This window comes from Alteromonas confluentis, assembly GCF_001757105.1.
GTDB lineage: Bacteria > Pseudomonadota > Gammaproteobacteria > Enterobacterales > Alteromonadaceae > Alteromonas > Alteromonas confluentis.
In genome coordinates, this window is record NZ_MDHN01000009.1 from 1 (window position 1) to 12,045 (window position 12,045).

Genomic DNA, 12,045 nt, shown 5'->3' on the forward strand with positions numbered 1-12,045 from the left:
ATCATAGAAAGCATTAAACGGCGGGTGCGTGATGGTAGCGTGCTGCGCTTAATCAGCCAGTTCTTAACAAGTGGGGTGATGGTTGAAGGCCATTGGCAGCAGACAGACACAGGGAGTCCGCAAGGTGGGGTAATCAGCCCCTTGATAGCGAACATCTATCTGGATGCGTTTGATAAGGAGATGATGCAACGTGGCCACCGCATAGTGCGCTACGCTGATGATATTCTTATCTTGTGTCGCAGTCGTTCAGCGGCAGAGAATGCGCAACGACAAGCGACCCAAATCCTTGAAGGTAAACTGAAGCTGACCGTGAACACAGAGAAAACCCACATCACACACAGTGATGCGGGTGTCAGGTTCCTTGGTGTGGAAATCGGGACGAAATATACCCGAATCCAAGCGAAGAAACTGGCATTGTTCAAAATGAAGCTAAAGGAGATGACAAAACGCAACGGGGGAAAACCGTTGTCACATGTCATCAACAGACTGAATCCACTGCTAAGAGGGTTCAGCCAGTACTTCAGGATTGCCAATGCCAGCAGGGCATTCAAGCAAATCGCGAGTTGGCTGAGACGCAGACTGCGCAGTGTTCAACTGAAGTTATGGAAAAAGGCGAGCCGCCTGCATCGCTGGCTACGACAGCGGGGCTACAAAGGCAAGTTCGCGTCCATGAGCATGACGAGTTGGCGCAGCGCAAGAAGCCCACTGGCAAGCTACGCGATGCCAAACAGCTGGTTTAACGAACTTGGACTGGTGAATCTGGAAGACGTTAGAACGGGAAATGTGCCCAGCAATTACGCTGGATAAACTGTACAGGAGCCGTATACGAGGCCCGTACGTACGGTTCTGTGAGAGGGATGAGGCGGTGATGCCTCACCCTACTCGATGCATTGAGGATTTCACAACGAATACGCAATCACATAATCGCCGGGCTTACCGCTGGCCGATGTGCCACCGGCAGAAATAAGCACAAACTGTTTGCCGGTTTGTTTTGAGGTGTAAGTCATTGGCGTTGTTTCAGCACCCACAGGCAACCTGCCTTTCCAAAGTTCTTTCCCGGTTAATGCGTCTATTGCTCGCAGATAGAAATCCTGCGTCCCGGCCATAAATATCACACCAGTTTCTGTAGAAATGGGGCCTCCACGTGTTGGCATGCCTATTGGGATAGGTAAGTGTGTAACTATGCCCAGGGGACCAGTGTCTTCAACTGTACCTAATGGAACTTGCCAGACAATGTCTTTTGTCGTCATATCGATAGCTGTCAGGGTACCAAAGGGTGGTTGCTGGCAGGGGATTCCCAGGGCGGAAATAAACTGACCTTGTTTAATACCCCAGGGAGTGCCCAGTTGCTGACCGCTTACCCCTTCACTACCAATGCCTGCGTACATTTCCTCAAACGCTTTGCGGGGAATTAGTTGAGAAGTAACGCCTACACGAATGTCGTTGACGATTAACAGGTTCTGGTTCTCAACAACAGAAACCGACCCCCAGTTCATGCCGCCAAACCAGCCTGGTAGGTGTAAGGTTGGTACCTCACTGGGTGGCGTATAATCACCCTCGTAGCGAAGCTTTTTAAACTGGATACGACATGAAAGTTGATCTAGCAAGGTTAATCCCCACATATCGCTTTCTTCTAGTTTACCGTTGCCAATAAGCGGCATGCCAACTGAGTAGGGCTGGGTAGGCGAAGTCCAGTCGTCATCCACTGAACCTGTGGGCACTTTTTTCTCCACAACCTCAGTGACGGGCTCACCAGTCTCACGGTTGAGTACAAAAATCTGCCCCATTTTGGTTGTCTGAATTAACGCAGGTATCGTTCCGCCTGCGCCGTCCGGAATATCAAAAAGTGCAGGTTGTGAGGGAACATCGAAATCCCAGATATCATGATGTACAGTTTGATAGCGCCAGCGCTCTTTTCCTGTTGTCAGCTCCAGCGCCACGATGGAAGAGGAATATGCTTCATCCTGCGGTGTTCTGTGACCGCCCCAGAAATCAGGTGTGGCGTTACCTGTTGGCAGATATACGAGTCCCAGCTTTTCATCATAGGAAGGGGTCGACCACACATTGGGGGTTCCTCTGGTATAGCTTGTGTTTGTGACGTCAGAGAGTGCAAGCGCCGGGTTGCCCACATCCCAAACCCAAATCAGCTTGCCATTATTGACATCAAATGCTCTGACAACACCTGATGGTTCGCCGGTTTCGTGGTTATCCCACACCAGACCACCAACGATAATCAAATCGCCTGCTATCGTTGGTGCTGCTGTAGGAAAGTAAAAACCTGGTTTTACTTCACCCATTCCTGCTTTCAGCGAGACAATACCGTCATTTCCAAAATCGTTGCAGTATTCTCCCGTCTTTGCATCCACAGCAATAAGTCTCGCATCCACTGTAGTCGTAATAATGCGCTGGTGACATTGAAGTGGGGCATGGTCTTGTGCTTGCCCGTTGTAGGTAGCCGTCGACGTAGTTTGATGATATCCCACGCCACGACAGCGAGGCCGGTTGTTTCCCTGAGAATGTGTTTCAACTTTCCAGACTTCCTCGCCAGAATCGCCGTCCAGGGCAAACAGGGTATTTGACTGCGTGCAGCCATAAACAAGCCCGTCGACATAGAGAGGAGTGACAACAAAACCTTCTCCGGCGGCAGGATTGGGCACTTCTCCGGTCTGATAGGACCACGCTTGTTTCAGGTTGTGCACATTTTCCGGGGTGATCTGATTAGACGTGGAGAATCGGGTTCCTGCGGGCGTATTCCCCCAATGTGACCAGTTGTGTGAATTTGCTATTCCGGGATTGTTTTCAGCATGTTTCGTCTCACTCATAGCAAAGTCATTGCGAATAACACCATGTTTTTGAAACATAGCGATGAAAGTGAGTAAGCAACCAGCCAGAATAGTGATCGCTGCCAGCCTGTTTACAGGCATGTGGAATAACGTTGTTGCTGTTTTGCTAAGCGGGAGAAGCAATACCAAGGCTGCTAGCAACGCCAGTACGTACAGCCGTGAAAAGAGTGGCCAGAATGCGAAACCGCTATCTGCGATCGCCCAGATTACGGTTAAGAAAACGGTCGCGATAAATACCCAAACGCCTGACCGCTTGTTCTTCAGCAGTAATATTCCCGAGACTGACAACAGCACGCCAGCAAAGGCGAAATAAAGGCTCCCGCCCAGCGCTATCAGATAAGCGCCTCCTGCCAGCAAGGCGACACCCAGTGCAATAATGATGATCGAGAGTAATTTTGTATAGAGGGTGTTTAATGTGGTTTTCTTTTGAATTGACATCATATTTCTCCGCGAACTATTCGACCAAACGCTCAATCAGTTTTTGCTGATACGTCGCTAACTCCGAATTCCTGGCTGCCTGAAATGTCAGAGGTGTTAGGTAAGTCATACCAGCATGAGCAGCTGACGCTTTCATAGGTGCGAAAACATCTTTCAATTCAATACCAATCCGACCGTTCTCACCATAAGTTGCGCTGCCTCCTCCGGCAGTGGTGACTAACAACATTTCTTTTCCTTGCCATAATCCCGGACCTACACTTCCCCAAACATCATTCAGGTATGCTTTCAACATAGGTGAAATATTGAACCAGTGGGTTGGGAATACGAAAACAACCCGGTCATGACTACGCATAAGCGAACGTTCGACGTCTGCGTCGATCGAGCGAGTATCAAATCCGTAGATACTTTCCAGATTTCTGACAGTTACGTTCCGAACTTTCTCTGCAGCTGTTTGCAGGCCCAGAGTCAGCACAGAGCGTTCAGGATAGGGGTGTGAAACAATTACCAGCGTTTTCACTTGCGCTTCTTGTGCATCGGTGGCGAAAGCGCTGGTACTTGTAATACAAACGCTGAGAACCGCCAGAATGTGTAACCAACGGATGAAATAGTTGCGTAGCATGAATGGCTCCCGCTCAATAAGATTCAGATAAGCTGATTGCGTGTTAGCGCATGATCAGCCCGCCATCCACAGAAATAGACTGACCGGTTACATAACTTGATGCATCGCTGCTTAACCATAAAACCACATCGGCTATCTCGCTGGCATCTCCATGTCTTTTCATGGGGATTTGAGAAATCATTCCTTCCAATGCTTCTCTCTGCCCGGACTCAGCCATTTGTTCAGCCATAGGTGTCCAGATCAATCCCGGACAAACAGCATTCACTCTTATATTTCTGTCTGCATATTCCAGCGCTGCGCTTTTTGTCAGCCCGAGCACACCATGCTTAGCTGCATGGTAGGTACCTCGTTCAGCGCCACCTACCAGCCCTCCTAAAGATGAGCAGTTAACAATGACCCCTTCACCTTGTTCGCGCATCTGGCGTAATTCATATTTCATGCAGGACCACATACCGCGTAAATTCACGCCATTTACTCTGTCGAAGTCCTCAACCGTGGCATCGGCGGTTTCAGCCAGTTGGTTTTGTACGCCCGCGTTATTGAATGCAATGTCTATCTTCCCGAAGGTTTTGATAACGTCAGACACCATTCTTTCGACTTCTTCGGGAGCGGCTACGTCACACTGAATGGCAAGTGCTTTGTCAGAAGAGCTACTCAACTCACGCGCTGCCAACTCTGCCCTGGATAAATCGCAGTCGACAATTGCTACCTTTGCTCCGGCTTTGAAAAATGCCTGAACCGTTGCCAGGCCTATTCCTGATGCACCGCCAGTAACGAGTGCAACTTTGTCCTGAAAGTTAAATTGCATAGAGATTCCTTATCGTTGTGAAATTTATTTTTGCTTGTTGTCAGAGTCGCAATGGGCGAACAGAACTTAAAGCAAGAAAAAGCATTTGATTGGTGAATCATAGAAAATGCTGGAGTTATTGAGTAGGAGGATAATCTTTATGCTGGTATAGATATTTTTCACTAATCTGGTTTGATAATATTCATCGCTAAAACTGGCTTGATATAGGATTGGTTTGTGTCTCAGGACTTACACAACGATTTATACGACTTCATCGCTGTTCTGCGAGCGGGTTCTTTAACGAAGGCTGCTGCAGAATTGCGGGTTTCTCAACCGACACTTAGTGCAAAAATAAAGCGTTTGGAAGACAAGTTGGGAGCCAGTTTGTTTATCCGAAAAAGTCGGGGGGTGGAACCGACAGAAAAAGGTTCATGGCTTTTTGAGCAACTCAGCGGTGAGTACGATGCCATTGAAACTGCGATGAGAAAACTCACCGACATGCAAGAGGAAGTGAGTGGTGTCGTAAGGATTTCAGCCATTGATTATGCGATAAGAACAATAATATGGCCTAAGTTGAAGGACGTTGTTAAGCATTACCCAAAGCTTCAGATTGAAATTAGTAATGAATACGAAAGTGTCGATATTGTATCCCGCAATTTTGACGCTGGCGTTCGTTTTGGCGAAGAGGTTGCGTTGGATATGATATCTGTTCGTATTGGTCCGGATATGCAAAATGTCGTGGTGGGTTCGAAGGAATATTTTGAAAATAAAAAAATTCCCTTATCGCCTTACGACCTTGCAGATCATCAATGCGTCAATCTTCGAACGTCAACTTATGGCGGGCTATATGAATGGGAGTTTGAAAAGGAAGGGAAGAGTATTCAAATTGCGGTCAATGGCAGCATTATTTTTAATAATGCCTATGACGTTTTTGAAGCGGTTAAAGCCGGATATGGTCTTGCTTTTCTTCCGGAGGACATGGTTCAGCCAATGATTGAGACTGGTGAGTTAATATCTGTTCTCAAAGACTGGTGTCCCTTGTGGCCAGGGCTGCACTTGTATTATCCGAACAGGCGAAATCCCTCCAGAGCCATGAATTTGGTTGTAGATACGCTGCGCTACAGCAAGGAACCCTCGTAACATGAAAAAAATATCCTTTACCGCAGTACGGTATTTTTTGGTGGTCGCAGAAGAAAGGAGTTTTAAACGTGCAGCGGCACAACTTGGGATTTCTTCTTCGGCTCTTAGTCACTCAATACAGAGCCTGGAAGATGATTTGGGTATCCGGTTACTGACAAGAACAACCCGGAGCGTATCGGTGACACAAGCCGGGTTACTTTTAAGAGATAATGTGGGCAGTCATATCGAGAATATTGACGCGATTCTAAAGAAATTTCCTCATGACTGAACTGCTTTCCTAAGGATGATTTTGGTATCAAATGGAATTGGAACTGGCTAAAAGTTTATCCAACGTAATTGGATAATCTCTCACCCTTATCCCTGTGGCATTGTAAATTGCGTTGGCAATAGCCGGGGCGACGCCGGTTAATCCAAGTTCTCCTACACCTTTGGCTTTAAGCGGACCGGCATATTCATCCACATCGTCGATAAAGATGACTTTTTGCTCGGGAATATCGGCATGTACCGGAATTTCATAGCCTGCCAGATCGTGGTTTACAAAGAAGCCGAGACGTTCATCAACCACTAATTCTTCCATGAGTGCTGCACCCAGCCCCATAACCATCCCGCCCAGCACCTGGTTTTCTGCTGCTTTGGGATTAATAATTCTGCCCGCGTCACACACGGCCAGCATGCGTTTCACTCTCACTTCAAAGGACAGTTCATTTACTGCGACTTCTACAAAATGGGCGCCGAAGGTTTGATGTTCAAACTGCTTTCGGCTTTCCGCGTATTCCATTTTTGCTTCCGCGCTGATCTCTCCTTCAAGGGCGAGTGACTGCAAAGCGATAGACTTACCGTTCACGACTATCTGCCCGTTGGAAAAGGAGAGATCGTTGAGTGACACGCCCATTTCATCAGCGAGCTTTTCCTGTAGCGCTACGCATGCGGCATAGACACCCGCAGTTGACGATGCCGCTCCCCACTGACCGCCGCTTCCCGGTGATTCAGGGAACGCAGAGTCTCCCAGTTGTACATCTATGTCTGCCGTTGTGAGTCCGAACATGTCTGCAGCAGTCTGAGCAAGGATGGTGTAGGTGCCTGTGCCAATGTCGGTCATGTCGGTTTTAACATTCAGACGCCCGTCTGATTGCAGTGTTACCCGTGCTGCAGACGGCATCACAGGCGCACCGCGAATGGCTGATGATACGCCCATTCCTTTCAACCATCGCCCCGTTTTCTGGGACCGGGGTTGTGCTGAACGATGTTCCCACCCGAATGTTTCAGCGCCCCGTTTTAGACATCGCGCCAGATTGCGTTTGGAAAAGGGCTTATCCGGATGTTCTGGTGAAAACTGTGTATCATTGATAATTCGCAGTTCAACAGGGTCAATACCGAGCTTTTCTGCAAGCTCATCCATGGCTATTTCTAATGCCATCTGCCCTGGGGCTTCTCCCGGCGCTCGCATTGCGCTGCCTTCGGGAAGATTGAGTTCAGCGAGTTTTAATTCAGTTAGCCGGTTATCGGCATGATAAAGATATCGGGTGGATAGCACTGCGGCTTCCGGGCGACCGCCCGGAATATTCCCCGATACACTTTTGTGACCAATCGCGATTAATTTACCGTCGGGATTTGCGCCTAACTGAACCCTTTGAATGGTTGCCGGGCGGTGTGCGGTATTATTCGCTACAAGAGGACGCTGGAGAGTCACCTTCACTGCCAGACCGGTTTTTTGTGCGGCAAGTGCGGCTAGTACGGTATCTGACATCACCGTGCCTTTTACGCCAAAACTTCCCCCAATGAATGGTGCCCGCATTCTTATTTTTTCTTTCGGTACACCCAGTGCAAGAGCCAAATCACGCACGCCCCAATTTAATTGCTGCACGCCTGTCCAGCAATGCAATAAGTCGTTCTCCCAGTATGCCAACGTCGCATGGGGTTCCATCATGGCGTGCGACTGATCAGGGGTAGTATAAGTCTCGTCCACCTTAAAGGCAGCGCGGTGAAACGCGCTTTCAAAGTCACCCAGTGACGTCACTGGTTCGGGCCTGAAAGCACCACTTTTCGACAAGGGAGCGCTGGCTGCCAGTGATTCAAGACTATATTGACCATTTTCTCGTTTATAATGCACAACTAAAGCGGCAGCCGCTGCTCTGGCTTGTTCGAAGGTAGTTGCCACCACGATGGCAACGGCCTGATGATAATGTTGAATTTGCGGTCCGCCCAGGGCCTTCGCTGAGAGAAAAGCCCCGGTGCCGACTTCAGGCACGTTCTGATAGGTGATAATGTCGATTACCCCTTCGGCACTCCGCGCTTTTCGGTCATCTATGCCGGAAATTTTTCCGAACGCTATCTGAGCACCCACGATATACCCGTAAGCTAGTTTCTGGTTAAGTTGCTGTTCGTAGGCATAAGTAGCGCTTCCGGATACTTTCAGCGGGCCATCAATTCTGCGCTGTGGCTTTCCGACCACCCGTTGCTGGTCAAAAACATTTTCACTTGCTTTATCGAAGATCATGCCATCGCCTCTTTGTGCTCGTTTATCAGTGTTGTTAAAATTTGCTTCGCAAGCGGAATTTTGAATTGATTCTCGTGGGTTGATGAGGCCCCTGAAAATGCAATACGCACATATTCATCAATATCAGTAGTAAGCAGTTGCTCTGCAGACTCCACCCGCCAGGGTTTAGGCGCTACACCGCCTAAAGCCACCCTCGCTGAACCATCGGGCAGGAAAACCATAGCAGCGGACACCAGAGCAAATGCATACGAGGCCCGATCGCGGACTTTCTCGTAGAAGTGGCTACCACCAATGGGGCGGGGCAGAATGATCCGCGTGATTAGTTCATCGCGCCTGATAACCGTTTCGATATGAGGCTGGGTAGTCGCGCCATGATAAAAGTCGCGAATTGGAATTATTCTGGTGCCTGTCAGGCTGCACAACTCGATCTCAGCATCAAGCACACGAAGCGCCACTGCCATGTCACTTGGGAAGGAAGCAATACAGGCATCGCTGACATCGATCACTGCTAACAGACGACTGAATCCGCCTTTCGCCGAACATCCGCTGCCAGGCAGTCGTTTATTACAGGCCTGAGCTGTGTCGTAAAAATACGGGCAGCGGGTACGTTGTAGCAGGTTTCCGCCTGTCGTTGCCTTGTTTCGTAACTGTCCGGATGCACCGGCCAGTAATGCACGGGACAACACTGGATAGCCCCGTCGTATATTCATATCGGCAGCCAGGGCACTGTTCGTGACTGACGTACCGATGGCGATACGCCCGTCTTCACGCTTCTCTATCTTATCGAGACCTGTTTTTGATATATCTACCAGTAGAGGAGGCGCCTCTATCTCAAGCTTCATCAGATCAAGCAGGTTTGTTCCGCCCGCTATAAACTTCGCATTTTTGTTCTCTGCTACAAGCGATAAGGCGTGTTGCGGTGATTCTGCTGTGATGAAATTAAACGGTCTCACGGTCACGCTCCGCATAATCTTCGATGGCATTGCAAATGTTCTGATAAGCGCCGCAACGACAAAGGTTGCCACTCATTCTTTCTTTAATTTCGTCACGGTTTAGCGTAACCGGAATAATTAGATCCGGCGTAACATGGCTGGGCATGCCTTTCCTGGCTTCCGAGAGCATCCCAATAGCTGAACAGAGTTGTCCGGAAGTGCAGTACCCACACTGATAACTGTCATGCTCTACAAAGCCATCCTGCAGTGCGTGCAGATTGTCGGGCGTTCCCAGACCCTCAACTGTTCTAATTTCATCGCTGTCGTGCATCACGGCCAACGATAAGCACGCATTGATGCGGGTGCCATTTACCAGCACGGTGCACGCACCGCACTGGCCGTGGTCGCACCCCTTTTTTGTGCCAGTGAGCGCTAATTTTTCCCGTAACAAATCCAGCAAGGTCGTTCGTGTATCAATTCCTAACGTGTGTTTTCGGCTATTGATTGTCAGTGTTACCTGTTGCGTAAATGCTTTTTCACGAACATCGGGTAATGATGATTTCGCCAATGCCGTTGAAGGAAACTGAGTGCTGACGCCTGCTGCAATTCCTGCCGTAGACGTTGATTTGACAAAGTCCCGCCTGGACGGGTTCGCTGGTTGGTCTGAACGCATCGGTTTCTCCTCTGGATATTAAAAACCTTGGTCTTTGTGATCTAATACATTTGATAGTTAATCCAGCCGTCTGCGAATTGGCAATACTCTGACCCGAACGCCCGTAGTTCTGATAGGCAATACCGTAATAGTGGTAACTGGCACGTAAAAACACCTTTTAGTATTTTTTATAATGCAGTAAAAATGGTAGGAAATACCGTAATTAGGGTGGCGTTAAACTGGATTCCGGGTGCTAAAGTGATTACAGGTCCAAAGTTCAAAAAGGCTGTTTTCATGTTTGCTAAGTCACCATTAACTAAAACCATCTTTACCATAACCGCCCTGATAGCCAGTTCTGCACAGGCAACTTCAGACACTACCCAGGCTTTTCAAAATGTGATTTATAGCGAAGCTGGGCAGGCGAAGCCTGAAGCTACGCTGCCGCTTAGCAGTGAGGCTTTTGGTGATTCCGATACCACCACTTTTTACTGGCTGGGACTCGCGGGATTTCTGATAAATTCCCATGGCACAACATTTATGATCGATCCGTTATTGGAAGGCTTTGACATGGAGGTCATGATTGATTTTCCCATCCGTACTGAAGATGTTCCGGCACTCGACGCCATTCTGGTTACCCATGCTGACAACGACCATTTCAGTATTCCAACCCTATCAAAGCTAAACAATCCCAGCACGGTGATACACTCCACCCAATATGTTGGTAGCCTGATGCAACAGCACGAATTCAATGGTGCAGGGCACGATATCGGCGATAGTTTTAAGATCAATCGCAATGTGGATGTCAAAGTCATGCCTGCCGATCATGCCTGGCAAAATGCCTATCCGGATGCGGCAGACAGAGTGTTCAAAGATGAAGACAGCGCAGGGTTCTGGATCCAAACAGAGGAAGGGACGATTTGGGCAACCGGCGACTCACGACTGATGCCGGAACAACTTACGTATGCTCCTGCGCCGGACATTATCCTTTTCGACTTTTCCGACAGCGAGTGGCATTTTACCTTTGAAGGCGCTGTGAAGCTGGCAAACGCTTATCCAGAAGCAATATTACTCCTGCATCATTGGGGCTCGGTAAATGCCCCTGATTTCAGCCCGTTTAATGGCGACCCCAATGCTTTGCTGACCAGGGTTACCAATCCTGAACGCATTAAAGTGCTGGCTCCGGGAGAGCCGTTTGTCTGGCCAGGCAAGAAGTAATGGTATGACTAAGCCAAACACTATCGAGCAGCTTAACTCTATCCGCCAGTTTAACGAAGAACGGGGGCAGGCAACGTATCACGAGCATGTTTCAGTTCTGAATCAGGCTTACTCTACGCCGTTCATACCTCATGAATACTTGAGCGGTTTGTATCTGATCTTTCTGAAAGAAAGTGAATGTGAGGGCATTCAGTATGGCAGAGGTCGCTACGATTTTTGCAGAGATTCTCTTTTATTCATTGCGCCTGGTCAGGTGTTCTCTCAGCATCAGACCGAACTCTACCGCCCTAAAGGTTGGGTAATCGCCATTCATCCTGATTTTGTCGCCGGGCAGGCATTACATTTAGATAAGAACAGGCTTTTCCATTATGAAAGTAATGCGGCAGTGCCTGTGACCGCTGAAGTCAGAGAACAATTAATTCGGCTCTTCAGTATGCTGCAGACTGAGGTCTCAACAGCACCGGAAGGGGAGTATTCAAATCCCCGATTAACCCAGGACGTTATTGCCAATTACATCCGCCTGATCCTGTCTCAGTGTAATCGCGCTGCCTCCCGTCTTGAAGACAGTGTTAATAAGCCACCGACTGAATTATTAGTCAGGTTCGAAAACGAACTTCAACAGTATGTCGAGCAGGGTAAAACGGAATCTGTCGGACTTCCTACGGTGAAATATTTCGCCAGTAGACTGCATCTGTCACCGAACTATTTTGGTGATGCCATCAAGTCTGAAACCGGGATATCTGCGAAGGCGTTTATTGAAAAGTGGTTAACCAGCATTGCTAAGCAGAAAATGGCCAACCCCTCCCTGAGCATAGCTCAGGTGGCGTATCAGTTGGGTTTCAGTCATCCCCAGCACTTTACCCGCTTCTTTAAACGCAACGTGGGCATGTCGCCAACGCAATACCGGTAACAATCGGGCAGG

At 48.7% G+C, this 12,045-nt stretch carries 11 protein-coding genes; 5 read left to right on the plus strand and 6 right to left on the minus strand.

Annotation, left to right across the window (positions count from 1 at the left end; translation table 11 throughout):
* On the plus strand, window positions 1–807 hold an 807-nt coding region (locus tag BFC18_RS04190), incomplete at its 5' end, for a reverse transcriptase domain-containing protein (protein WP_245680317.1).
* 92 nt (window positions 808–899) lie between these two features.
* On the opposite strand, the gene BFC18_RS04195 is transcribed toward BFC18_RS04190, so the two are convergent.
* From BFC18_RS04195 to BFC18_RS04205, 3 genes are read right to left on the minus strand one after another with little or no spacing between them, the layout of a single operon-like run.
* Window positions 900–3,284, minus strand: a complete 2,385-nt coding sequence (locus tag BFC18_RS04195) for a membrane-bound PQQ-dependent dehydrogenase, glucose/quinate/shikimate family (RefSeq protein WP_070123951.1) — start codon at window positions 3,282–3,284, stop codon at window positions 900–902.
* A gap of 13 nt (window positions 3,285–3,297) precedes the next feature.
* Window positions 3,298–3,900, minus strand: a complete 603-nt coding sequence (locus BFC18_RS04200; RefSeq protein WP_083272906.1) for an NAD(P)H-dependent oxidoreductase — start codon at window positions 3,898–3,900, stop codon at window positions 3,298–3,300.
* A 43-nt stretch (window positions 3,901–3,943) separates the two neighbouring features.
* Window positions 3,944–4,708: an SDR family NAD(P)-dependent oxidoreductase gene (locus BFC18_RS04205; protein ID WP_070123952.1), complete on the minus strand. Its 765-nt coding sequence runs from the start codon at window positions 4,706–4,708 to the stop codon at window positions 3,944–3,946.
* Between the two features lie 216 nt (window positions 4,709–4,924).
* Here BFC18_RS04205 and BFC18_RS04210 point away from each other — a divergent pair, with 216 nt between their 5' ends.
* Window positions 4,925–5,827: a LysR family transcriptional regulator gene (locus BFC18_RS04210; protein WP_070123953.1), complete on the plus strand. Its 903-nt coding sequence runs from the start codon at window positions 4,925–4,927 to the stop codon at window positions 5,825–5,827.
* A gap of 1 nt (window position 5,828) precedes the next feature.
* Complete coding sequence (locus BFC18_RS04215; RefSeq protein ID WP_070123954.1) at window positions 5,829–6,095, plus strand: LysR family transcriptional regulator; 267 nt, start codon at window positions 5,829–5,831, stop codon at window positions 6,093–6,095.
* Between the two features lie 27 nt (window positions 6,096–6,122).
* On the opposite strand, the gene BFC18_RS04220 is transcribed toward BFC18_RS04215, so the two are convergent.
* From BFC18_RS04220 to BFC18_RS04230, 3 genes are read right to left on the minus strand one after another with little or no spacing between them, the layout of a single operon-like run.
* Complete coding sequence (locus BFC18_RS04220) at window positions 6,123–8,324, minus strand: xanthine dehydrogenase family protein molybdopterin-binding subunit (protein WP_070123955.1); 2,202 nt, start codon at window positions 8,322–8,324, stop codon at window positions 6,123–6,125.
* On the minus strand, window positions 8,321–9,277 hold the full coding sequence (locus tag BFC18_RS04225; RefSeq protein ID WP_070123956.1) for an FAD binding domain-containing protein: 957 nt from the start codon (window positions 9,275–9,277) through the stop codon (window positions 8,321–8,323). The genes BFC18_RS04220 and BFC18_RS04225 overlap by 4 nt, the downstream gene beginning before the upstream one ends.
* Window positions 9,264–9,929, minus strand: coding sequence for a 2Fe-2S iron-sulfur cluster-binding protein (locus tag BFC18_RS04230; protein ID WP_070123957.1), 666 nt, complete (start codon window positions 9,927–9,929; stop codon window positions 9,264–9,266). Before BFC18_RS04230 ends, BFC18_RS04225 begins: the two co-directional genes overlap by 14 nt.
* A 273-nt stretch (window positions 9,930–10,202) precedes the next feature.
* Here BFC18_RS04230 and BFC18_RS04235 point away from each other — a divergent pair, with 273 nt between their 5' ends.
* Together BFC18_RS04235 and BFC18_RS04240 are read left to right on the plus strand one after the other, a co-directional pair.
* Window positions 10,203–11,123, plus strand: coding sequence for an MBL fold metallo-hydrolase (locus BFC18_RS04235; RefSeq protein ID WP_083272917.1), 921 nt, complete (start codon window positions 10,203–10,205; stop codon window positions 11,121–11,123).
* A gap of 4 nt (window positions 11,124–11,127) precedes the next feature.
* Window positions 11,128–12,033: a helix-turn-helix domain-containing protein gene (locus tag BFC18_RS04240; protein WP_070123958.1), complete on the plus strand. Its 906-nt coding sequence runs from the start codon at window positions 11,128–11,130 to the stop codon at window positions 12,031–12,033.
* The last annotated feature ends 12 nt before the right edge of the window (window positions 12,034–12,045 follow it).

Coding starts and splice junctions, on each gene's coding strand:
- BFC18_RS04195 (WP_070123951.1), bottom strand. CDS start 3,284: ATGATGTCAATTCAAAAGAAAACCACATTAAACACCCTCTATACAAAA.
- BFC18_RS04200 (WP_083272906.1), bottom strand. CDS start 3,900: ATGCTACGCAACTATTTCATCCGTTGGTTACACATTCTGGCGGTTCTC.
- BFC18_RS04205 (WP_070123952.1), bottom strand. CDS start 4,708: ATGCAATTTAACTTTCAGGACAAAGTTGCACTCGTTACTGGCGGTGCA.
- BFC18_RS04215 (WP_070123954.1), top strand. CDS start 5,829: ATGAAAAAAATATCCTTTACCGCAGTACGGTATTTTTTGGTGGTCGCA.
- BFC18_RS04220 (WP_070123955.1), bottom strand. CDS start 8,324: ATGATCTTCGATAAAGCAAGTGAAAATGTTTTTGACCAGCAACGGGTG.
- BFC18_RS04230 (WP_070123957.1), bottom strand. CDS start 9,929: ATGCGTTCAGACCAACCAGCGAACCCGTCCAGGCGGGACTTTGTCAAA.
- BFC18_RS04235 (WP_083272917.1), top strand. CDS start 10,203: ATGTTTGCTAAGTCACCATTAACTAAAACCATCTTTACCATAACCGCC.
- BFC18_RS04240 (WP_070123958.1), top strand. CDS start 11,128: ATGACTAAGCCAAACACTATCGAGCAGCTTAACTCTATCCGCCAGTTT.